General features: G+C 60.9%; 18 protein-coding genes. 4 read left to right on the forward strand and 14 right to left on the reverse strand.

Going from position 1 to position 22,931, the window contains the following annotated elements:
• Nucleotides 1-65: 65 nt before the first annotated feature.
• The 4 genes from pal to queC are packed head-to-tail and all read left to right on the forward strand — an operon-like array spanning nt 66 to nt 2,842.
• Nucleotides 66-644: a peptidoglycan-associated lipoprotein Pal gene (pal, locus tag ACJU26_RS15255; RefSeq protein ID WP_414040450.1), complete on the forward strand. Its 579-nt coding sequence runs from the start codon at nt 66-68 to the stop codon at nt 642-644.
• A 21-nt stretch (nt 645-665) separates the two neighbouring features.
• A complete protein-coding gene (gene ybgF, locus ACJU26_RS15260; RefSeq protein WP_414040451.1) occupies nt 666-1,502 on the forward strand; it encodes a tol-pal system protein YbgF in 837 nt (278 codons plus the stop codon).
• A 2-nt stretch (nt 1,503-1,504) separates the two neighbouring features.
• The gene (gene queE, locus ACJU26_RS15265; RefSeq protein ID WP_414040452.1) at nt 1,505-2,149 is read left to right on the forward strand and encodes a 7-carboxy-7-deazaguanine synthase QueE; all 645 of its coding nucleotides are present in this window, start codon (nt 1,505-1,507) and stop codon (nt 2,147-2,149) included.
• A gap of 3 nt (nt 2,150-2,152) precedes the next feature.
• The gene (gene queC, locus ACJU26_RS15270; RefSeq protein ID WP_414040453.1) at nt 2,153-2,842 is read left to right on the forward strand and encodes a 7-cyano-7-deazaguanine synthase QueC; all 690 of its coding nucleotides are present in this window, start codon (nt 2,153-2,155) and stop codon (nt 2,840-2,842) included.
• A gap of 58 nt (nt 2,843-2,900) precedes the next feature.
• Here the strand turns inward: queC and ACJU26_RS15275 are convergent, their stop codons facing one another.
• From ACJU26_RS15275 to tolQ, 14 genes are all read right to left on the reverse strand, one after another.
• Entirely contained in the window at nt 2,901-3,680 is a 780-nt protein-coding gene (locus ACJU26_RS15275) for an HNH endonuclease (RefSeq protein WP_414040454.1), read from the reverse strand.
• A 34-nt stretch (nt 3,681-3,714) separates the two neighbouring features.
• A complete protein-coding gene (locus ACJU26_RS15280; protein WP_414040455.1) occupies nt 3,715-4,032 on the reverse strand; it encodes a HigA family addiction module antitoxin in 318 nt (105 codons plus the stop codon).
• A gap of 99 nt (nt 4,033-4,131) precedes the next feature.
• Complete coding sequence (locus tag ACJU26_RS15285; protein WP_414040456.1) at nt 4,132-4,842, reverse strand: RNA ligase family protein; 711 nt, start codon at nt 4,840-4,842, stop codon at nt 4,132-4,134.
• A complete protein-coding gene (locus tag ACJU26_RS15290; protein ID WP_163056295.1) occupies nt 4,839-5,381 on the reverse strand; it encodes a hypothetical protein in 543 nt (180 codons plus the stop codon). The genes ACJU26_RS15285 and ACJU26_RS15290 overlap by 4 nt, the downstream gene beginning before the upstream one ends.
• Nucleotides 5,362-6,708, reverse strand: a complete 1,347-nt coding sequence (locus ACJU26_RS15295; RefSeq protein ID WP_414040457.1) for a DUF3696 domain-containing protein — start codon at nt 6,706-6,708, stop codon at nt 5,362-5,364. The genes ACJU26_RS15290 and ACJU26_RS15295 overlap by 20 nt, the downstream gene beginning before the upstream one ends.
• Nucleotides 6,708-10,751, reverse strand: coding sequence for an N-6 DNA methylase (locus ACJU26_RS15300; RefSeq protein ID WP_414040458.1), 4,044 nt, complete (start codon nt 10,749-10,751; stop codon nt 6,708-6,710). Before ACJU26_RS15300 ends, ACJU26_RS15295 begins: the two co-directional genes overlap by 1 nt.
• On the reverse strand, nt 10,748-11,161 hold the full coding sequence (locus ACJU26_RS15305) for a type II toxin-antitoxin system VapC family toxin (protein ID WP_414040459.1): 414 nt from the start codon (nt 11,159-11,161) through the stop codon (nt 10,748-10,750). Before ACJU26_RS15305 ends, ACJU26_RS15300 begins: the two co-directional genes overlap by 4 nt.
• Nucleotides 11,161-11,382, reverse strand: coding sequence for a type II toxin-antitoxin system Phd/YefM family antitoxin (locus ACJU26_RS15310; RefSeq protein ID WP_414040460.1), 222 nt, complete (start codon nt 11,380-11,382; stop codon nt 11,161-11,163). Before ACJU26_RS15310 ends, ACJU26_RS15305 begins: the two co-directional genes overlap by 1 nt.
• A 39-nt stretch (nt 11,383-11,421) precedes the next feature.
• Nucleotides 11,422-14,199, reverse strand: coding sequence for a helicase-related protein (locus ACJU26_RS15315; protein ID WP_414040461.1), 2,778 nt, complete (start codon nt 14,197-14,199; stop codon nt 11,422-11,424).
• Nucleotides 14,196-19,487 (reverse strand): DEAD/DEAH box helicase, encoded by a 5,292-nt coding sequence (locus ACJU26_RS15320; protein WP_414040462.1) that lies wholly within the window; start codon nt 19,485-19,487, stop codon nt 14,196-14,198. The genes ACJU26_RS15315 and ACJU26_RS15320 overlap by 4 nt, the downstream gene beginning before the upstream one ends.
• Before the next feature lie 107 nt (nt 19,488-19,594).
• Nucleotides 19,595-20,863, reverse strand: coding sequence for a Tol-Pal system beta propeller repeat protein TolB (tolB, locus tag ACJU26_RS15325; protein WP_414040463.1), 1,269 nt, complete (start codon nt 20,861-20,863; stop codon nt 19,595-19,597).
• Nucleotides 20,856-21,821 carry a cell envelope integrity protein TolA gene (gene tolA, locus ACJU26_RS15330; RefSeq protein ID WP_414040464.1) on the reverse strand — a complete coding sequence of 322 codons (966 nt, stop codon included), beginning with the start codon at nt 21,819-21,821 and terminating at the stop codon, nt 20,856-20,858. The genes tolB and tolA overlap by 8 nt, the downstream gene beginning before the upstream one ends.
• Nucleotides 21,818-22,228, reverse strand: coding sequence for a protein TolR (gene tolR / locus ACJU26_RS15335; RefSeq protein WP_414040465.1), 411 nt, complete (start codon nt 22,226-22,228; stop codon nt 21,818-21,820). Before tolR ends, tolA begins: the two co-directional genes overlap by 4 nt.
• Nucleotides 22,225-22,926 (reverse strand): protein TolQ, encoded by a 702-nt coding sequence (gene tolQ / locus ACJU26_RS15340; RefSeq protein WP_414040466.1) that lies wholly within the window; start codon nt 22,924-22,926, stop codon nt 22,225-22,227. Before tolQ ends, tolR begins: the two co-directional genes overlap by 4 nt.
• Nucleotides 22,927-22,931 lie beyond the last annotated feature (5 nt).

A 22,931-nucleotide genomic window follows, 5' to 3' on the forward strand; every position in this document is an offset into this window, starting at 1 on the left:
ATAACATTGAAATGCCCTTTAACTACAAGATACAATCGCTGCAAATTTAACAGGAGTCCGAAAACATGCGTTATCATCAAATCTGTATGGTCGTAGCAATGACTGGTGCCCTGGCCCTGACGGGCTGCGCCCATAACGTCGGTAGTGGCAAACCCAGCACGGTGGGTGCGGTGGCCCCGGCCAATTCTGCCGCCACTGCGGGTTACAATGGCGAAGGCGTCAACAGCCAGGCTCTCAATGCCAATGGTCCCATCGGGGGCGGCAACAGTGGTCTGACAGCCGCTGAACTGGCGGCACTGCCTCAGCATCTGCGGGTGCATTTCGCCTTCAACAGTGAAAGCATGGATGCCCATGCCCGGCAGATTGCCACCCAGAATGCGCGGTTCATGGTCAATCATCCCCATGTCAAGGTGCGCCTGGAAGGCAATACCGATGACCGGGGTACCCAGGAATACAATCTCGCCCTGGGCGAACGCCGCGCCGAAACGGTCAAGCAGTTCCTGGAAGCCCAGGGTGTCAATGTCGCGCGCATCAGCACGGTCAGCTTCGGCAAGGACAACCCCCTCTGCACCACCAACGATACCGCGTGCTGGGCAAAAAACCGCCGCGTCGATTTTGTGTATAGTGGTGGCTACAACGGCTAAACAGCCAAGGAGAAAATGTTGATGAAACGCTGGCAATTACTGCCTGTTCTGCCGTTATTGTGTCTGAGCCCCTTTGCCCAGGCAGAATCCACGAGTGATCGGGTGCTCCAGCTTCAGCAGCAAATGGCGGTCATGCAAGGCGAGTTGAGCAGCCTCGTGGCCGTTCAGCAGGCGGACAAAGGCAGTCAAAGCGCCCTGTCCAGCCTGCTGCAACGTACCCAGCGTCTGGAACAGGAAGTCCGCAATCTCCGGGGGGAACTGGATACCAAGACCCACGCTCTGCAGATGGCACAACAGGCCACGGCCAGCAAGGTACAGGCGCTGGCCGCCCAGCTGGCGGTAGCCGCCCCAGCCACCGGGATCACCGCCAGTACCAGCTCGGTGCCGAGCAGTCTGGCATTGACGAACTCTGCCATCAGTACCCCGGCAGCGGCTGTCGCCAGTGCCGCCAGCAATGCCTCCGCTTCCACCATCCAGAGTCTGGGACAAGCCGACTATCAGCATGCTTTCAATTTCCTGCGGCAAGGAAAATATGGAGATGCCGTTACCGGTCTGCAGGGCTTCATCCAGAAATACCCTCAGAGCAGCCTGGTTCCGGATGCCTACTACTGGCTGGGACAAGCCCAGTATGTGCTGGGGCAAAATGACGCCGCTCTGAAAAGTCTGTATGTGGTGCCAACCCATTTCAGTCAGAGCAGCAAGGCTCCCGAAGCCATGTTGCGCATGGCCGAGATTTATCAGGCCATTGGCAAAAAGAAGCAGGCCGTCGCGGTCCTTAACAAGATCCTCCGGCAGTATCCCAGCACGCCATCGGCACAAAAAGCCGAAGCCCAGCTACAGGCCCTGCCGTCACAGTAAGGATGGACGGGCGCCTCCGCATCACCGAAATATTTCACAGCCTGCAAGGAGAAACCCGCAGCGTTGGGCGTCCTGCAACCTTTGTGCGCCTGACCGGCTGCCCGCTGCGCTGTCAGTATTGTGATACCGCATACGCCTTTCATGGCGGCGAATGGCAGACCCTGGATGCCATCATGGCAAGCGTCCAGGCGGGCGGCAACCATCTGGTGGTGGTGACCGGCGGCGAACCCCTCGCCCAGGCCGATGTCTTGCCCCTGCTCACCCGGCTCTGCGATGACGGCTACGAAGTGTTTCTGGAGACCAGCGGCGCGCTGCCCGTCGCAGCGGTTGATCCCCGGGTCGTCAAGGTCCTCGACCTGAAAACACCGGACTCCGGCGAATCCGGGCGCAATCTTTGGGAAAACCTGCCCTACCTGAATGCCCAGGATCAGATCAAATTGGTCATCTGCAGCCGCCAGGACTACGACTGGGCCAAAGAGGTGTTGCAGCGCGAGAACCTGAGCCAACACTGCGAAGTGTTATTTTCCCCGGCCCAGGGAGAAATGCCCCTCCGTGATCTGGCCGACTGGATACTGGCCGACAAGCTCCCGGTGCGGCTCCAGATTCAACTGCATAAACTCATTTGGGGCGATGTCCCGGGACGCTGATCCATGCCAGAAGAAACCACCGCAAAACCCGCCATTGTCCTGCTTTCCGGAGGGCTGGATTCCGCCACGGTCATGGCCCTGATGCGTCGGGATGGTTATGCCATTCACGCCATGTCCTTTGATTATGGCCAGCGCCACAAGCAGGAATTGCACTATGCCGGTCTGGTGGCCCAAGCCATGGGGGCGGCCAGCCATCGTACCGTCCATATTGATCTGGCGGCATTTGGTGGCTCGGCACTGACCGACACCCAGCTTGCCGTACCGGAAAGTGGCGTGGCTCCGGGTATTCCCATCACCTATGTACCCGCACGGAATACCATCTTTTTGTCCTTTGCCCTGGCTTTCGCAGAGGTATTGGACGCCCAGGACATATTCATCGGCGTCAACAGTCAGGATTACAGCGGTTATCCCGACTGCCGCCCGGAATTCATTACGGCCTTTGAAAAGCTGGCAGCGGTGGCCACCCGTCTTGGGGACGAAGCGCGCGGTCCTCGCATCCATGCGCCGCTTCAGCATCTCAATAAAGGTGAAATCATCCAGCTGGGAACCCGCTTAGGGGTGGATTACAGCCTGACCCGCTCCTGCTATCAGCTCGATGACCAGGGACGTTCCTGCGGCCGTTGCGACAGCTGCCGCCTGCGCCACGCCGGCTTCCTGGATGCCGGAATCGCGGACCCTACGCCTTATCAATAAGACCCAACAGTTTTTCCAGTTAAATTTTGCAGACAGGGACCCAACACCCACCGATTCTTCATGGTGTCGGGAAATTTCTTTGCATCATCGCACGATGAAATTGCAAATAAGGTTCATGCTCTGCTGCGAGCCACCGGAGCCGGAGTTCCGGAGAAAGGCTTAACCGCTGTAAATCCACAGGGGCCAGCGCTGGGGAAAGCAGCAGGCGACCCTGGGAGTCAAAGCTGATCAGGAAGCGGTCGAAGAGGGCATCGAGGTTGGCGGTGAGCAAAAAACCGTTGAAGACATCCAGCCGTTCCGCATCCGACTCGCATTCCGCCCAGGGTTTGGCATGGCTGGCGCGGAGCACGTCGGGCAAGGCCAGGCCGGTGACGGCGCAGGCGCCGCCCCAGTAGGTCAGCATGGCTTCGCGGAATTTCTGTTGGCCGATGCGCTGGCGTACCATGCGTTCGACTTCTGTGTGCAGCGTCTCTGGCGGCAACGCGGCCAGTTCCTCGCTCACGGCATCTTCGTAGCTGCGGGCAACCTGATTGGGCAAGGCCCGCGACAGGCTGGCGGCGCGCAGCAGCAGGGTGGCGAGTTCCGTATTTCCGGGGGTCAGAAAATGGCTATCGGCCGATGTCCACTGAGGAAAACTACGGGCCATCTCTCCCGGTAGTGTGGCTGACGTCGTCGCGAAACAGACTTGGTACCCGTCATCCGCAGTGCCCGTAACCGTGACGCGGGTGGGGTGCTGGGCGGAGGCGAGGCAGACGGCTTGCGGGTTGGCGGACAGGACATGCTCAAAGCCGTGGTCATGGCCGGTTTTTTCCAGCAGGGCTATTTTGAGCGAATCCATCTTCAAGGCTTCGGATGTGTGCTCGGGTTGTCGGTCAGGCGGCCTGCTCGGGTTTGTGAATGGCCGCCAGTTCCTCGGCCAGCCGACTTTCTGCAACGGTCAAGTCGTAAGCCTGCTGCATGCGTAGCCATATTCCCGGCCCGTTACCCAGATATTTGCCGATACGCAAGGCCATCTCCGGGGTGATGCCCTTACGCTCAGACAGGATGCCGTGAACGGTCTGGCGCGAGACTCGCAGGCCACGGGCAAACTCTGCTACAGAGATATCCAATGCGGGCAGTACCTCTTCCCGCAATATCTCGCCAGGATGCGTCGGTATGCGATCCACTTGCTCAACGGTCATTTCGTTCATTGGACACCCCCTGTTCTTAATGGTCATTCTCCAGATCAATGCGCCAGGCATCCCCATCCCGCCACTCAAAGGTGATGCAATAGGGTCCAATTGCGATTTTCAGCGAGTCCATGCGAGGGTCTCCGCTTCACTCTCCAGCCGATTCCAGTCGACGCGGCGACTGCGCCAGTGTACGTCGATAGCCTGGGTAAAATCCGGGCGTACCAGCTTGGCGCGTGCTTCGCAGGTGTCGGCGGATTCGCGGCGGATTACCAACCCTTCCAGTGGCCCGTGGCGGTAGCGACTGGGTGTGCTGAAGACCTGTTGTTCCAGCTCTTTTAAGGTGCTGTGGCCGTGCATCACCTGCGGGACAAGGGCTAAACCAGCCTGTTCCGCGAGACGGTTGCGTCGCCGCGTACTCCAGAACCGCCCGATACCACGGTCATAGACATCGAAGAGCAAAAACCAGTCGGGCAAGGCTGCGTAGTCCAGCGAATGGCGAGCGGCGCACCATTCGCCAAACAGGATCAAATTGGGTGTAAGCACGGCACGCAGAGCTTCGTCATGCTGCGCCAGCCAGGCGGGCAGGCGCGTGAACTGGCCGGCATGCGGTTCGACCAAATATTGGCCGCGGTTTTGCGCGCGCAGGGTGCCATCGGGCGCGAGTGAAAGGCCCAGATTGGCGCCATCGAGCTTTTCCTCCACCACCACCTCGTCTGTCAGCAAGGCACGTGCCTCGGCGGGTGCCAGCACCTTGTCGTCACGCGGCGCACCTTGGCCCAGCCAGGCAATGTGCGGGGTATGGGGGAAGCGGAAGAAGTCGTCAGTCATCCAGCGCCAACCTTTGATGTGTACCAGTCATCGGGCAGCAGCCTCTGGAAGCAAAGGCCTATATCTCTCAACTGTGCTTCCGCAATAAACCAGTCTGTCTCTGCTCCGTACACAATCGGCGGCACTTGGTCGAAAAGAATCTGCGCAGCCAGTGCACATGCCACCCACTTGCGATCCTCCCGATCCGTTACCAATGCTTCGTGGGCAGGATCAAGCACAGCGATGTGTTCGCCGTTGGCCTCAAGTGAATCGATAGGCACGTAGTCGGCCAGATTTCTATCCAGCTTGTTCTGCAAGACCTGCATGCCGTATTCCTGCTCGCGCAAGTTGAAGGGCATGTTTCGTTCGTATTCGTCCCGAACCAGCCCTTCTTCATCCAGCACGATGCGCTGATCAGACTGGTCAAAGTCAACAAGCCACTCGTAAATCATTTCCCGCAGCTCAATCTCCTGCGGCATGGCCCTTACTGCCAGATTCGACAGCTCGGAAACGGCACTGGCTGCCAGCATTACATTGGTATCAACCAGGTACATTGCCATCCCTCGCTCTCAACTCCTTTGCGCGCTGAATGGCCAAGGCTGTTTGCTCTCGCGTCTCACCCAACGCATCGCCAAAGAAACCTTCGGGCCAGTTTTTCACACGACCGAAATCATCCAGCTCCAACGGCCGCATGCGTGCGGCTTTGCCTTCACGCTCGACGAAATACATCGCCGCGTCTTTGGGCGTGATCTGCTGCTTGGCGATCAGCGTTTGCATGCGCCGGAACAGGTGTTCGGAGTGAGTCTCAACGATGAACTGGACGTTGCGTTCCTTGCTCACCTGCGCCAGCAACTCAGCCAGCTTGCTTTGCGCCAGGGGGTGCAGATGGCTTTCCGGCTCTTCGACGATGACGATGTGGCCAGGCTGCGCAAACAAGGCGGCAACGATGACGGGGATGACCTGCGACACGCCCACACCAACATCCTTGAGGTTGCTGGCCTGGTCACCGTTCTCGATCAGCAACTCATAGCGCGCTGAGTTGCCCAAGGCGCGGATGGAAAGACCATCCGCCAGATTCATGTCCTTCAACCAGCGAATCGTTTGCTCGAAGAGTTGCGCTTCCGCAGGCAAGGGTTGGTTGCGCTTCTTGGCCGCCTGACGCGCCACACCGCTGGCGATCAGGGCATCCACCGCCTTGGCACCGTCGTCGCCAATGTGGGCGGGCATACGACCGGCCCAAACATAGTCGCGCTGGGCCAAGCGGCGCACTGGGCCCAAGTAAATGATGCGCCCCAGTTCATCCAGCAAGGCCGGGCCGACCGGCTTGATCAGTTCACCCTGTGCGCCGAGCTTGTTCAGCGTCGATGCCGAGAAGGCAAATGAACGCTGTGGCCGAAAGTCCGCACTTTGACCTAATGGCTTAGCTTGGGTGGCCAAGCTCAGGCGGTAAATGCCCGGCTTGCGCTGCTGTACGCTGAAGCCTTGCCCGTCTCTTCCCAACCGCAAAAACGCCAGCTCGGCGCTCCCTGCTGGGCCTTTGTTGTAGCGCGCAGAAAACAGTGTCGAGCTTTCTGCCTGGCCATCCTCACTCCAGCGGAACTCGATTCCTACTTGCGTTGCCGTTGTACTTTCACTGGCAGCACTGTGGCGGCAAAGCACGTCCTTGAACTGGCCAAGTGTGACCGAGTCATCCGCATCGGGGTTGCCTAAATTCAAATCCAGATTGGGGTCGTCGCCTTTGACCGTTTGCCGGATCAGCAGCAGGCTCTGGATCAAGCTGGATTTGCCGGAAGAATTGGTGCCCAGGAGGAGCGTAATCGGCGCCAGCCGAACAGCGCCCGTGCTGCGCCATATCTTGAAGTTTTCTAGTTTTAAGTGCGTTAGCATCAGTGTAAATCTCCGTGGTCCAACTCGTCCCAAGCGTTAAGAACCAAGCGTTGGGTGCGGTATTCGCCGAATTCACGCATTTCGTTTTTTTGCAGCACGCGAAAGGTCTCGCTGGGGTAATCCTCGCCCATTATGTCGCTGGGGTCGAGGATGTAGCGGAGTTCGTCGCGGGTGAGGCCGTAGAGGCGGGCGTACCAGGCGTCCAGTTCGGCGCGCAGTTGGGCGCGGCGGGCGGGGTCGAAGGCGTAGGGCGGGCCGGCGTAGCCGAGGTCGTGCGCCCAGGCTTGCAGATCGTGGGCGGTGTAGGTGAGTTCGAGCACGCGCGGGACGATGAAGGCGAGGTCGGCTTCGGTGTAGCGGTCGGGGGGGAGGTTTGGCAACTGCTTCTTGACGTGATATTTCAGGTGCGTGCCGCCCACTTTCTGGCGCGCCGCATAGTCATGCACCAAGGAACATTGATCCGCCAACAGACAAGCAACGCGCGCACCATGCTTGAGGTCTGGAAACATCAGTAGCAAGGTGTCTCCGGCCCCCACCCTCCCCACCACCGCCGCGATCACCGTGCGCTCGTCGGTGGCGCGGCAGATGTCGCGCCAGCCCATCAGCCAGCCGCGTTCCCATGCCCAGATGATGTTGTCGTCTTTGTCGCGCTTGACGAGCCGCTCTTCCACTTCCGCCGCGTCCACCCAGTAGCGCGGGGTGACGGTGTAATGCGGGTCGTCTTTTTTGACTTCGGAGACATCGCGGCTGTCGCCATCCAGCGTGTAGGTGGCCCAGCGGTGGTCGAACTGGTGGATCATTTTTGCTTCGTACAGCGGCAGTCGGTCCGGACCGGGGGCATCGGTAAACAAGTGGCTGTCGTTGGACATGTCCAGCATGCGCATGAAGGAAATGCCCCAGGGGTTGCCGTCCGGCCGGTGGTCGTCGATGAGCACGGGGGCGGCGCGGTAGAGCTTCTGGGTGAGTTCGGCGTCGCGCGCGCTGCGGAACACCGGGCAGGTGAGGGTATTGGGATTGAGCAGGCGGAATTCGTCCGGCGTGAGGCGAAAGCGGCGGCGTGCATCGGCGAGTTGCTCGACACGGGTGGCAAAAAACACGAACTCCGCCTGCTTGGCTTGGCCCAGGGTGAGCAGGCAGAACTTCATGCGGCTATCCACCGCCGGAAACAATCGCTCGCGGTTTTCGAGGTCGTAGAGACTGACCAGCCGTGCGTTCTGGGTGATATGGGCGAAAAACGCCTTGGTGCTGTCGTCGGTGGCAATGCCGGTGGGCACGATGAAACCGGCGCGGCCCAGCGGTGCCATCAACTGCGCGAAGGTTTCCGCAAAGAGGGCGTAGGTGTTCACATCGCCCACGCCGGTGAGCGGGTAGCGGCCGCCGTCTTCGCCCTTGACATGGGCGAACAGGCTCATGGCCTCGGCCGTGCGACGAGCGCTGATGAACTCGGCGTAGAGGCGCTGCTCGGCGGCGCTTTCGGGCGAGAGGTGTTCCAGTTCGGGGAACAGATGCCGCGCCAGCATGCCCTCGGCCAGCCAGCCGATGCGCAGGCTGCGTTCGGCCTTGTTCTTCGCCCCGGCCACGTCGCGGTGACGGGTGGCGAAGAATTCTTCTTCCTGCAGCTTGATGCGTTCCCACGGCGGGTTGCCGAGCACACAATCAAAGCCCCCCGCCGCGAACACCTGCGCAAACGCCAGCGGCCAGTGCAGCACGCGGGCCTCGACGCAGGCGGCGTGGGCGGCCGCCCATTGCGCCTGGTAAGCGCTGCCCGGTGTTTCGGTAAATAGTCCCAGCCAAAGTGTTTGGCTGGTAGGAATGGCTGGCGGTGACGCGAGAGGCGCGAAAAGTGTCAGATCTACAGTTGCATCCATGCCTGTGTCTTGGGTGCCTTCCACCTTGGGCAACAGAAAGGCTCCCACCAGTAGGTCGGCGGCTTGAGCGACGCGACTGTCTTGTGTCTGATGCAAAAAGATGTGCCAGGCGGCCTCCTTGGCGGCGATTTCGGTAGGTGTGTCTTGCGGCAGGGCTTCGAGCTGGTGCAAACCTTCCAGGCCATTGATTCGCTGGAGATCGAATGGTACTAGATTGCTGTGCAGTTCACGTTCCAGTTGCTTCAGTCCGTGGGCGTTGGCCTGCGCCAGGGCCTTGCAGACGGCTTTGTCGTCGCCGGAAAGTGGCTTGAACGCCTCTTTGGGGATGCCGCGCTCCAGCGCCTTGAGGTCGGTGAGGCCGAGCAGGGCGTCGCCCACCTGCAGGTGGTGGTCGAGAAAGCTCAGGGGGCGGCCTTCCTCGAAGCCTTCCAGCCACAGCGCGGTGCGCGCCAGCTCGATGGCCATGGGGTTGCGGTCCACCCCGAAAATGCAGCGGGCAATGACTTCGCGCAGGGCGTGGCGGTAGTCCTGGGGCTGTACGGCACCATCGGCGGCCCGCAGTTGGGCGAGTTGTTCGGCCAGGCGGCGGGCGGCGGCCAGCAGAAAGTGGCCGCTGCCGCAGGCGGGATCGATCACCCGGATGGCGAGCAGGGCTTCGACCGGCTGCGCGGGGCGGGCGGCGAGGCGTTGTTCGATGACCGGATCAAGGGCGGAACGGATGAGTTCCTGCACCAGCGCATCGGGGGTGTAGTAGCTGCCGCTGAGCTTGCGCGCGTTGCCAGCGGTGCTGCTGCCTTCGCTGTCGCCCATGCCGATGAAGCCGAAGCGGCGCGCCGGCAGGTCGATCTCGGGTACCAGTTCGAGCAGGCTTTCGTAGACGCTGCCCAGTTCTTCCGGCCCCATGTTGCGGTAGTCCACCGGGGCCAGGCTGCCGCTGTGGTTGGACCAGCGCAGTTGCTGCATGGCGGCGAGCAGGTGGGCGTTGTCGAGGCCGGCGGCGTCGAGCTCGGGGCATTGCGTGGGCGCGAACAGGCCGCCGAGGGCGGGTAGCCCCAGGCAGGCGCGCTCGCCCTCGGCCAAACCCTTGAACACGATGCGCACGGCCTGCCAGTGGTCGTCGAAGCGATTGCGGGCGCGGCGTTTGAGGCAGATCTCGCGCAAACGGGCCAGGGCATAGCCCTCGGCGTAGGCCGCACACGCCTGCGGGCTGGCGTCGGAAGGATGCAGCACGCCGCGCTCTTCGACGTTGAACAGAAAGATCAGCCGGTAGATGAGGCGCAGCAGTTGCTGAAAATAGGCGTCCTTGCTGAGCGCGCCGGTGTGCAGCGCGGCGCGCAGCGCATCGTTGGCGGGATGCTGGAGGAAGCCTTCGCCGAAAATCAGCAGGGCTTCGGTAACGCCCTGGCGCAGACCTTCGCGGACCCGGGTGCCCTCCTCCTGCCCAGCAGCGCGCCACTGTTCCCAGATGCAAGGGGCTTCCTGTTCGCCGCTTTCGGGATGGGGCGCGGGTTGCGGGGCGCGGCTGGCGTGCAGCAGGCGCCAGACGTTAGTGAACTCGGCGTAACGGGCGCCGCCAAGCAGGTCTTGCAGGTCGATTTCCAGAAAACTGGGGCGGGTGAGGGTGGCGGCGGCGCGCAGCAGGCGCAGTTGGCGGCCATTGCTGGCCATGGCCCAGGTGTGGTCAGGGCTGGCGTTGAGAAACTCCTGCGCCAACTGGAAGGCGGTTTTCTTGCGTGCGCCGTTGCCGGTGACGGCGAAACGCGGGTCGGCCGTGTCCAGCCCCAGGGTATGCGGGGCGACGACGACGGGCACGGCGCCTGCCAGAAAGGTGACGGGATAGTCCTGATCGCCCACGCTGAGGCCCGTGACGGGGGCGATATGTGTGTAGCCGAAGGCGTCGCGCAAGAGCTCTTGCACAAAGTGGCGGGTGAGCACTTCGGCATCGACATCGCTGCGCTCGAACTGGCCGGCAAAGTGCTTCCACTGCGCAGTGGCGATCTGAAAGGCGCGGCTGGTGTCGTCCTTGAGCTTGAGGCCCTTGGGGGTGTGATAGTCGGCTTCGCTCTGGAACCGGGCCGCGCCAAGGGCCGCTTTTTCCAACTGGTCGGGCAGGAACAGGCCGCCCTCCAGACGCAGGGTGGCGAAGGCGAAGTGGTGACGCGGCTGGTGTTTCACAGCGATACCACTGGCAGGCCGAAGGCCTCGGCGGCGCGACATTGGCGGGCGTCGGCCGAGATGAACACTTCGGCGGTGCAGGCGAGGGCGGCACCCAAGTGGATGGCGTCCATACCGCGCAGGGTGTGCTTTTCCAGGGCCTTGACCGCGTGCTGGATGACCTGGGGCGTGGTATCGCAGATCAGCGCATCGGCGATGTCGAGCAGCAGATCGCGCTTGATTTCCTGGTATTGCGCGTCCGTCAGGCGTCTTTCCCGCTGCAGGCGGCAGAAGGCAGAAATGAGCTCGGGAATGGCAATGACCGACAGCGCCAGTTCACTGGCCCGTTCGCACCACGCCAGAACGTCAGCGGTGCCAGTTTCGTCGATGTAGCGCTTGGCAAAGGCCGAGGAGTCGAAATAGACGCGCATCAGTCTCCGCGCTCGTCGAGGATGAGTCGGCTGATCTCCTTGCCGCCGATGGCCAGCGGGTGAGCGGGGCGCTGCTTCCAGGAGGGCAATTGCGCCGGGATGGGGTGGATTTCGGCGATGGGTTTGCCGTTGCGCAATACGCGCACCGTCTGTCCGCTCTCGACCAGATCGAACCAGGTCTTGGCGTGATTGCGTAATTCGGTGAAAGTGGTTTCCGGCATGAATGTGCTCCCGTCAGATTATGTACACCAAAGTGTACATTATAGAGCGTCCGGCAACAACACGTAGACGCCGATCACGTCCACCGGCAGACAGGCGCTGACGCTGTACTGGCCGACATCGCGCGCCGCCGTGCGCACCCGGCGGTGGTCTTCGAGCAGAGTGACGGCGCGGTTCTGCGCCAGGGCTTCCAGTTGCTGCGGATGAGCACGCAGAAAGTCCAGCGCCGTGCGGACTTCGCGCCGCACCCCTTCCGGCGGCAGGTTGCCCGTGGGGGTGCATTCGAGCAGCGCATTGACAGAATCGCCGCTCAACCATTCGGGTTGGCTGCGGCCTTTGACGGCAAGGGTGACGGTTTCTTCGGCCATCATCTGGAAGGGTTCACGGCGGCGCACATAGCTGAGCTGATGGCGCAGACGCAGCAGGTAGAGCGTGGTGACCACGTCCACGGCATCGGTGAGGGTGGCGGCGCAGCGCGCGGCGATGGGACTGCCTTCCTGCAGACTGGTTTCGAGGAGATAGTCGGCGAGGACCGTCACCAGCGGGTGACTGCGGTGCAGTGCGTTGAAATCGATGGTCAGTGCTTTGTTTATGCCTTCATCGGCCAGCCGCAACCGCAGCGTTTCCGGCAGATGTTGCGGTAGCAGGCGGAACTGCTCCTTGCGGGCTTTTTCCAGCGGGGCGTTGAGGCGGGCGCAGGCGCTCTGCAGGAAGCGCTGCACGTCGGCCTGGGTGCCCAGCGCTTGTTGTTCCTTCTGCCATTCGGGCAGCACTTCGTCGGGACGGATGCGGCGCTGGGCAAAGACGGTGCGGTTGGCCTTGGCCTTTTGCAGGGCGTCTTGCCAGCGGGCTTGCAGGGGGGCGAGGATCTGTTCGAATTCCCCAAAGTCGAAACCCAACTGCGCGGTATGGGCGTTGTTGCGCTTCATCAGCGCGGCCTTGACCAGCGCCTGCTTGATGCGGGCTTCGTCTTCGGGCATGGGTACCAGCACGCCGAGTTCTTTCTCGATGGCTTCGCCCTTGCGCAGGATGACGTTGAGCACAAAGCCATCGACCGGGTTGTCCTGCCCGTAGAGCATGGTGCAGCGCACTTCGGGGGCCTGCTGGCCGAAGCGATCGACGCGGCCTTCGCGCTGTTCGTGGCGGGTGGGGTTCCAGGCCAGGTCGTAGTGGACGACGGCGGTGAACAGGTGCTGCAGGTTGATGCCTTCGGAGAGGCAGTCGGTAGCGACGAGGATGCGGGATTCGCCCTCCGCCAGTGCCTCCACCCGCTCGCGGCGCTCCTCTGGGGTGTATTCGCCGGTAACGGCGTCGATGACGGCCTTGGAAAAGACTTTCTTCAGATATTCGGTGACGTAGTGGGCAGTGGCGATGTAGCGGCAGAATACGACGGGGTGAAAGCCCTCTTTTAGCAGCGCATGGAGATGTTGGATCAATACCGCCAGCTTGGGATCGCCCGTCTGGCCCGAGAGCCGTTCCGCTTCGTTGATCAGCGTTTGCAAATGCCCGGCATGGACCATCTGTGCGGGTGGTTCGAGATCGTTGCTGTCCAGGTCGTCGGCTTCACCGTCGTATAAACGCTCGTCGGTGAGCCATTCGTTGTCGCTGAGGGTGTTGTCCAACCGGGTTGTCAGGGCTTTGACGGCGGCGGCCGGAGAAGAGGCCACGCAACGCAGCAGCGCGAGGGTGGCGTACCAGACCAAGCGCGCATGGCCAGCCTCTCGCGCTTCGATGCTTTCGGCGAGTTCCCGGCAGAAGTTTTGCACGGCGTCGAAGAATGCGCCCCAGTCGCCGCTCAACGGGTAGGTGATCTCGGTTTTCATGCGGCGCGGAAAGCCGCGGCCATCGTTGGTTTCCGCCTGCCATTCGGCAATATCCTTGCGCCGGCGCTGCACGAAATGGCGGGCCAGTTCCTGGCGCAGCGGATCATTGGCAACGGTATGCCCTTGTAATTCATGAAAGCGTGGATCGAGGAGCGAAAGCAAGTTGTAAAAAGCCTCTTCGTCCCCCGAGTGCGGGGTGGCGGTGAGCAGCATCAGGTGGCGTTCGGGGTTTTGACTGAGTTGCTGCAAGAGTTGGAAACGCAGTTGCTTGCCCTGTCCGCTGCTGGCACAGGTGTGGGCTTCATCCACGATCACGCACTCGGGAGCGATGGTGAGAAAGTGGGCGCGGTGGCGCTCGCTCTTGATGTAATCCAGACTGACCACGACCACTGGATGGTAATCAAAGAGACCGACCCCATGGGGTAAGTCACGCTCGATGCGGGAAGCGGAGGCAGAGGTGAGGGCCACGCTTTGCAGATTGAAGCGGCTTTCCAGTTCATTTTGCCATTGCTCGACCAGATGTGGCGGGCAAAGTACGGCCAAGCGGCGGATTTCGCCGCGATCCATCAACTCGCGGGCAATCAGCCCAGCTTCGATGGTTTTGCCGACGCCGACGTCATCGGCGATGAGCAGGCGCACCGTCGAGAGGCGCAGGGCCATGAGGAGCGGCACGAGTTGATAAGCGCGGGGTTCGACGGCGATGTTGCCAAAGGCCCGGAAGGGACCCCCGCCAGCCCGCAGTTTGAGGCGCAGGGCGTCGCGCAACAGCTGAGCGGCGGCATGGTTGCCCGCCTGTTCCGGTTCAGGCCAGGGAAAGGTGGCGGGCGCGACGGCCTGCAGTTCCAGCTCGGGGATCAGGGTGATGCTGTCGCCGTCGGCGCCACCCAGCGGGCGCAGGCGCAGCCAGTCGCGGCGGGATTCGCTTTGCACCACCCATTCGCGACCCCGTGCGCGCACGAGGTTGCCGGGCAGGAAGTCGTGTTCGATGCGGGTCATGGGATGTTCTCGGGCAGGCCGAATATCCCGGGATAAGCGGCAAATCGGATCGACCATTGGGCCGGGTCCGCGAAGTCCAAGACCTGCCAGCCCTTGTCGCCGAGTACCCGATGCAGATCCAGGCTGATGGGCGTCAGAAAGACCAGGGCCCGGGCGGCGACGTACTGAGCGGCGGCGATGGCGGCGCCTTGCTGGACGGGGACATCGGTGGCGTCGGGCAAGCGCAAACCGGCTTGGGTGATGGCCTGCAACCATTGCGCAGTGAGATTCTGGCCGGGAGCATGTGGTGGCGATGAAGAAACTGCCGGTGCCGCGACGGAAGGAGTCAGATGCACCACGGCATTGGCCAGCGCCACCAGCAGTTTCAGGGCATCAGTGTTGCGGCGATTGATGTTTTCGTGGTCCGGCTGATTGAAGTAGGACAACAAGCACTGGTAGCAACCCGCTTCGCAAATGTGCTTGTCCGTCGCCTCCAGCGCCGTAAACTGCCAGATGCCGTCTTCCGGCTTGCCATAGTGCATCATCTGCAAGGCGGCGCTGGCGACTTCCCGGAGGAGGCTGCCGGGTTCCCCGACCAGACGGGTCAGGACACCGGCACCGCCCTCGGCGGCTTCGTAAAACATCAGGGCGCGGCGTTCGTCGCTTTTGGGCAGAGGCTCAGCCACCAGTTCGGCTTCTTCGATCTGGAAGGTCATTTCAATGCCCCGCTTCAGGGCGGCTTGCAGTGTGGCCATGGCCTCCAAGGAAAGCGCCTGTGCCGGAGCCAGGATCAGCAGGTTCCGATGATCTTCGACAAAGGGTACGATGCGCTGATTGGCCACCTTGTCAAGCAGGCCGTCTTCCTTTTCCGGGCTTTCATCGGATGCATTGGGATCATCCTGCTTGCTCCAGGTGCCAGTAATGGGGTTGATATAGAAACCCAGTTGCTCCTTGTTCTTGCGCCGCCGCCAGCCGCGATTGATGCGCCACAGGCGGGCGGCGGGGGCATAGGTGAGTTCAGCCAGCACTTCGTCGCCATTGCGTACAGCGGCCTTGCGCTTCTGGATGACGCCGTCGGGACCGGGTAGAAAGCGATAAGTGCTTTGTAACTCAAATCCTTGGCGCTGGCGGTCTTCGTCATTGATGGAAATCCGTTCCACCGCCACCGTTTCCACGGTTTCTATGCGATAGAGCTCCCGTACCCAGTCCTGTTCGGTCAGCAGAGCATCACAGTTTTCGCAGCGGTTGACCAACGGATCACTGCCGCCAGGGGTGCCCAGGTGGCCATACCCGCACTGGCTGCAGATCAGGGAAGCGATGGTGGCCAACTGACTGTTGCCGGAAATGTGATCGGCCGAACCGACATTGAGCTTGGCCCGCACCACGCGATACATGCGACCCTGGTGGTAGATGAGGCTGCGCGGACCAAACTCCGAGAGACCCAGAAAACGCGGGCGGCTGACCATGCTGCCTTCGTCCTCATTCCCGCTCATGGTTTTCCCGCCACTGGCGGGAATCCAGGCCATCAGGGGCAGACGCGGGAAGTTGTAGCCGGGCAGGAAGCCCTGACTGGCGAGGTAACGATAGGTGTAGAAGTCGGCGTTCTGGGTGTTGCCAGTCTTGAGCAGGACCGCATATTGCCGAGCGGCATCCCCATAACGGCGCTGGGCGTTCTGTCGCTCGCCGTGGGAGGCGGTGTGGCTCTTGACGATCTGATCGGCCATGTCCATCTGCGTGCGGGTGGAATCAAAGAGCACTCGCCAGCGCTGCAGCGCCCCGGAGAAGCTCTGGGGCGCCGTTGCGATGACTTTTTGTACATAATCCGGAGAGAACCAGTCGCTGTCCTGCAGTTCGTCGTGGAGTTGGGCGATGACCCGCGCGGCGCTCTCTTGGGCGCGGTCCTGAACGGTGAGGTTGCCGAGGCAGTCCTGGTAGTACGGTTTCAGTGGTTTGTCCTGCAGGTCGAGATCCAGCAGTTCGTTGATGCCGGAAGGGAGGTCTATTTCCGCGCAGGCCAGCCAGACCGCATGCAGATGGCTCTCCACCAGATCGCGATTGGCCAGATCGAGGGTGGGCGACTTGACCACGCCATGGACCATTTCGTTGGCATGGTGGAAAAACCATTGATCGTGGGGGCTCTGGGCGGCACAGTAAGTGATGACCAGGGCCTGCTGGCCGGAGCGTCCGGCACGCCCGCTGCGCTGGGCATAATTGGCGGGGGTGGGCGGCACATTGCGCAGATACACCGTATTGAGGGCCGAAATATCGACGCCCAGTTCCATGGTGGGGGAGCAGAACATAACCGGCAAGCGCTCCAGAGGTGCTTCGTGGGCGGGATTGCTGGCCCAGTCGTGGCGGTCTTTTTCGGTGTAACGGAAGCGCTGCTCCAGCAATTGGCGGCGCGCCGAATCCACTTGCGCGGTATGCTCCTGCGCTTCAAAGGCAAAGAGCGGGTGCCCCGGCTGACGCAAGAGTTCGGCAATGTTGAGATAAAGCTGGCGGAAGAAAACATTGGACTGGCGCTTGTCGGTGTCTGGCACATTGGCCGTCAGGCACCAGTCGAGGGCAGCGGCGTTCAGCCGCCACCCCACCAGATGGTTTTCCACGGGATGCTTTTGCACATAGCCAAAGAGGTTGGCGGCCTGGAGCATGGCTTCGATCAATTCGGCCCACTCGGCGTCTTTCCACTGAGCTAGCTGCCCGGCCCAGGCGCTGTCTTTCCAGAAGCTGGCATTCTTGACCTGACGGAGCAGCCGGGAACGAGGTCCGCCACTGATCAGGTCGGTACGGGCTTTCCCCTTATACTCCGGCCGCTTGCCGAAAATCAGGGTTCGCGCGGTTTCCAGCGATTCATCGGCGGCGAATGCCCAACGCTCGTTGAGGGTGGTAAAGGCGCTGGTTTTGGCCTTGTCCTGCTCGACGGCATCCAGATAGCGGCTTTCCAGACAGAGACCACGACGCATGACGTCAAAGACCAGCTGGCAGAACGCCGCGCGATGGGGTCCGCTGAGGGCGGACAGCCTGGGGTTCTGGGCAAAGAGGCTGTCCGTGGCGCTGAATTCGTCCAGCCCGCGATAATGGATGTCGATCAGGCCGAGCTGGTCGAGATTGGGATTGTTGAACCGCCAGCCCCGGCGCAGATCGCGAAGCAGGCGGTAGCCGATGATGAAGCGCAGTGTTCTTTGCGCGTCCTGCCGCGCCAAACCCATGAGTTTGGGGTTACGCAAGTATTCGACCAGGGCGGCCTCGTTGACCTGATCAAAGCCGAGGGCTTTGAATACGGCATCTGCCAGTTCTTCCTCGTTGAGCAGGCCGCCGTTGTTTTGCAGTGCGCCGATGAGGCCGGAACGCAGAGTCAGCAGAAAAATGAAGTCATTGAAGTGCCCGGCCTGTAAAGCGGCGTCCTGCCGGTTATCCGTAAACCCCAACAGCTTGCGGGGGTCAGCCCGATCGGCCAGCGGCTCAGGAGCGCTGAAGAGCAAACGGAGAGCACTGAGGGTGAGCATGGTGGTGGCCGAGGAACGGCCCTCACCGGAAAGACTGGCGAGGCGGTTGATGTCCTTGCCGTGGGCCTCATGGACCTGGCCGCATTTGAGACAAAAGCGGAATTTGCCGGGGATATGCCAGTAGCCCTCGCCCTGACCTTCCTGCCCCTGGGCATTGACGAGCACCCGTTGCGGAATCGCCTTTTTGTAGTTTTGCCGGACCCTCACCTCATCACGGGTAAAATCGAGCCAGTTTTCCGGCAGATCCTCCAGTTGACCTTGGTATTGCTGATCGGCATGGATCGGGCAGAGAAAGCCATAGGCGGTATCTTCATTGTCCTCGGTGCTGATGTCGTCAATTTCGCGGGGCCGATAGCCGGCCGAATTGGCATGCCAGACTGGGTAGTATTCCTGACCGCAATCCCGGCAAAAATGGGCTGGATAGAGTTCCACCCCTTCCGCTTGCCGGCCAGGGGCGAAGCGCTGGGCATCGAGGGTGACATGGCGGGTTCCAGGGGCTTCCAAAGTAGTGAGCACCTTGCCGGGGCCGCTGATGAACTGATGCAGTTTGAAGGCGAAGGGTGGCCGTCCTTGCGGTGTATTGATCTCATGGGCAGCCAGCAGGAAGCGCTGCAAGGCGCTACGGCTTTCCTCCACGGAACAGCCACTGTCTGCCGCCAGTCTTTCACTGGCCGTTTTGATGTTCATGGGCCGGGCGCGATGGTATCCATTTTCGCGCAGTTCGATACCCAGATTCAGTTCCACCCAGATGGCCAGGGGGTCTGCCTGAAAAGAGGGGAAATCGACCCAGCTATGGTGTTCCCGACGTATGGCGTCAGACAGTGCGCCTTGAATGGCGGATGCATCCTTGAGGGGATCCGTCACCCGTTCCAGGGTTTCACCAATCACGTCAGCCCCTGTTATCGGGGTACCAAAAAGCTTGCTGGCTACAGCAGCGACCGTGTTGTTGCGATCTTCCTGGGCGTCCATGCTGGACATGGTGGCGGAAGTGCCTATGCACACGAGCTGATGGGCCTGCAGGCGTTCGCGCAGGCGGCGCACCAACAAAGCCACATCGGCACCCTGACGCCCCCGATAGGTGTGCAGTTCATCAAGAATCAAAAACTCCAGCCCATGGCAATGCTCGACGACGCGGCGGTCGTCCTGATCGAAGCGGGTGAGGATGAGTTCCAGCATCATGAAGTTGGTGAGGAGAATGTCGGGCGGGTTGTCCGCTATGTTTTGGCGTTCAGCAGCGGATTCTTGTCCGGTGTAACGCGCTACGGTAAAGGGCTGCTGGTCGGCGGCATAGCCGTACAGGAATTTGTGGAGTTCTTCCAGTTGACTGTTGGCCAGCGCGTTCATGGGATAGATGACGATGGCGCGGGTGCGCGCAGGCGTATTTTCCTCGTCCGCCTCCTTCTCCTTCAGTATCCGGTCGATGACCGGGACGAAGAAGGAGAGGGATTTGCCGGAGCCTGTGCCCGTCGTGACCACATAGCTTTGCCGCTGTTGGCCTTTGGCTAGTGCCTGCTCCTGATGGGTATAGAGCTGGAGCGGCTGTGGCCGACCTTCCGCTTTGTCCACCTGGAAAATATCGGCGCACTCCCGGTGCAGAAGACCTTCTCTGACCAGCTCTTGGACCGAGTGTCCGCGCTTGTAGTTGGGGTTGATCTGGATGAGGGGTTCCGGCCAGTAGCGGCCATGGTCATATTCGCGCTGCACCGTTTCGCGGATGTCCGCGGCGTCAATACGCGCAAAACTGCGGGAAAAGGTACTGTATTCTTCTATGAGTTGTTCGCGAAAATTGAAGACGTTTTCCATAGGTTACCGTTGTTCGTTGCGTGCCCGTACATTGGCATGGAAATTTAGAAGGCCACTCCGCATATCCCCGCACTAAAAAGCACGGGAATACGCTATAAATCAGGCCCTCACCGTGACCAGGCGGGCTGGCTGTCCTGGCCGGCGTCACTATGGAGTATGGCCATGGTTTTGCCGTCCAGGCTGACTTCTGCCAGCACCTTGCGGCCACCCCGATGGGTACCGTAGAGGATCATCTGACCATTGCTAGCGAAACTCGGGTGGTCGCAGTTACCCTGGGCATCCAGCACGCGCATGCCACTTCCATCGGGATTCATCACCGCCAGGGCATAAACCCCATCGGTACGATGAATGAAGGCAATGGCATTGCCCGTGGGAGAATAATCGGGTCCGGCATTGTAGCCGCCACTGTAGGACAGGCGATGAACATCGCTGCCATTGGCGTTCATGGCATAAATCTGGGGCCCGCCAGCGCGGTCGGAGACAAACACAATCTGGCTGCCATTGGGTGCCCAGGTAGGCGAGGTGTTGATGGCATCGTCATTGGTCAATTGGCGACGCTGACCCGTCTGCAAATTAGCCACATAGATCTCGGTGCGCCCGCCCCAAGAACGGGCATAGGCGATTTCCTGACCATTGGGGGAAAAAGTGGGCGCACTGACAATTTCACCCCCCGGAGCAATGGATTGCCTTTGCCCCGTCGCCAGGTTTTGCACGTAAATGATGGCTCTTGAATCAGCGTAGGTGACATAGGCCAGACGATGGTTATCGGGTGACCAGACCGGCGAAAACACCGGCATGAGGCCCCGGACAATGGGGTGAGGATTCCAGCCATCGGATTCGGCCACCAACAATTCATAGGTATTGCCCGTCTGCCGCACATAGGCAATGCGGCTGGCAAAGGGACCGGGTTTCCCGGTAAAAGCCTGATAAATCACGTCCGCCACATGATGGGCGGTCATGTGCAGTTCGGCGGCAGAACAGGTAAAACGCCGCGCGGTCAATTCCTGTCCGGTGCCGACATTGTAGACATAGACCGTGACCGCATAGCCGCCGTTGAGAGGCTGCACCGAACCCACGGCCAGGCCGGTAGCTCCCACCGCCGTCCATTGAGCCGCTTTCACGTCCCCCGGCGCGCGCGGATCACTGGGGTACCCGGCGGGATCGATCACCCGGAACAGACCACTATGGCGCAAATCATTGCGGACCACATCGGCTACTGAAGGCTGTCCCGGCACCCCCGGTCCAAAAGATGGAATGGCAATGGGCAGGGCTGAGGCCACACTTTTGGTGATTTCTACGGTGAGTGCCGCCTGAGCGGGTAATACAAAAGCCGAAGCCAGCAGGAACAGGGCCAAAGCCCAGAAGCGTTTAGCCATGATTGAGATCCTCCGCTTTAAATTTAAGATCTACATCTTTATACAGGGAATAGGAAAGTCCGATAGGCGGTGAAAAGGGTGCGGCCTGCTCCACAGACTGGATGACCGCCCGATCAAATTGTGGATTTCCACTGGAGCGCACGATTTGCGGTTGGCCGATAATTTGCCCTTCGGGGCTCAGGTGTATTTCCACCACACAGGTTAGCGCAGCGGCAAAACTGGTATTCCAGGCATTGTACACTTGGGTCCGGATTTTTTGGGCAAAAAGGCCAATCAGTCGCTGATTCTCCGAAGCCTGCTGGGCGCGGGCGGCAGCTATGTTTGCTTCTGCCTGCAATTGGGCTTTCGCTTCAGCCATACGCTGGGCCTTGGCGCGCGCCGCCGCTTGCGCGGCCAGTTGCTTTTTGAGCTCCGCGGCCCGTGCTGCTGCCGCCTGTTCTGCGGCGCGTTTTTCCTGAGCGGCCTTGGCGGCGGCCGCTTTTTCGGCGGCGGCTTTGGCAGCGGCCTGTTGCGCGGCTTTTTCCTGAGCGGCCTTTGCGGCGGCCGCCTGCGCCTTGGCCTCCCGTTCGGCTTTTTGTCGTGCCGCCAGCTCTTCCGCGTGTTTTTCCCGGGCTTCACGGGCTGCGGCTATCTGCGCCGCTTTTGCCTCGGCGGCTTTGGCGGCAGCCGCTTTTTCAGCGGCTATCTGGGCGGCACTGGGCGGAGGTGGCGTAACCGGCTTCGGGGTCGGCTGGGGAACCGGTTTCGGGACCGGTTGCGGCTGGGGAACCGGTTTCGGGGCTGGCTTCGGCGCAGGCATGGTCGTCGGGGGCATCCCGCTACTCAATTGGGCCTGCATGGGATGGTTGCCGCTACTCGGCGGCAACTGCACATGAAAGGTCCAGAACAAGGCAAAAAGTATGGCGGCATTGAGAATAACAGCCAGCACCAAGGGCCATGGGGAGCGACGTTCTTTCAATGGCCCTCCGGGCGGGTCAGCAGACCGACATGAGAAATACCCGCCTCCTGCAGCCGTGCCATCACCGCCATCACCTTGCCATAATCCACATGGGCATCACCACCCACCAGCACCTGCACCTGGCCATGCCCGGTACTGGAAATACGCCGTACATCCCCAGCCAGATCATCCAGTGCCACGGAGCTATGACTGTCCTTGAACTGTACGGAGATGCTTCCTTGCCGAGTCACGGAAATCAGCACGGGAGGGACTTTGTCCGACACCGGTTTGGTGGCCCCCTTGGGCAGATTGACGTTCACGCCCTGGGTCAACAAGGGCGCCGAAAGCATGAAAATCACCAGCAGTACCAGAGTCACGTCGATATAGGGGACGACGTTCATCTCTGCCATCAAACGCCTTCTTTTCATGACTTGGTCTCTGGTACCTGACGATGCAGGATGTTGGTGAATTCATCCATGAACACCTCAAACTGGGCATCCAATTTGTCCAGCTTGTGAATATATCGGTTATATGCAGCCGTCGCCGGAATGGCGGCAAAAAGACCCGCGGCCGTGGCGATGAGGGCTTCGGCCACCGGCGGGGCCACCGTCGCCAGCGTCGCCTGTCCGGCAGCACCAATATGCATGAACGCGGTCATGATGCCCCAGACAGTCCCCAGCAAGCCCACAAAGGGGCTGACGGAAGATACGGATGCCAGAAAGGCCAGACGGTTTTCCAGACGCCCCACCTCGCGCATTTGTGCCACCCGCATGGCCCGGCGTGCCGCATCCAGGGCATCACTGGGATGGATCTTACCGCGCTGCCGCTGAAATTCTTCATAACCCGCACAGAAAATACTGCCCGCCCCGGTTTCCAGGTTACTGTTACCCGATACATGCTGATAAATCTGGCCCATTTCTCCGCCACTCCAGAAGCGTTTTTCAAAGCGGGCCAGGGCCTTGAAAGCGCCGGCAAATACCGCCCACTTTTCAAAAATGATGGTCCAGGAAGCAATGGAAGCCAGGACCAGCAGAACCAGGATGATCTGGACCACGGGACTGGCATTCAGCACCAGATGAGCCACGGAAAGGGAAGCTGCGGGATGGGTGATGTTTTGAGGATCCATAAAAT

This window comes from Acidithiobacillus sp. M4-SHS-6 (assembly GCF_047421495.1).
GTDB lineage: Bacteria > Pseudomonadota > Gammaproteobacteria > Acidithiobacillales > Acidithiobacillaceae > Acidithiobacillus.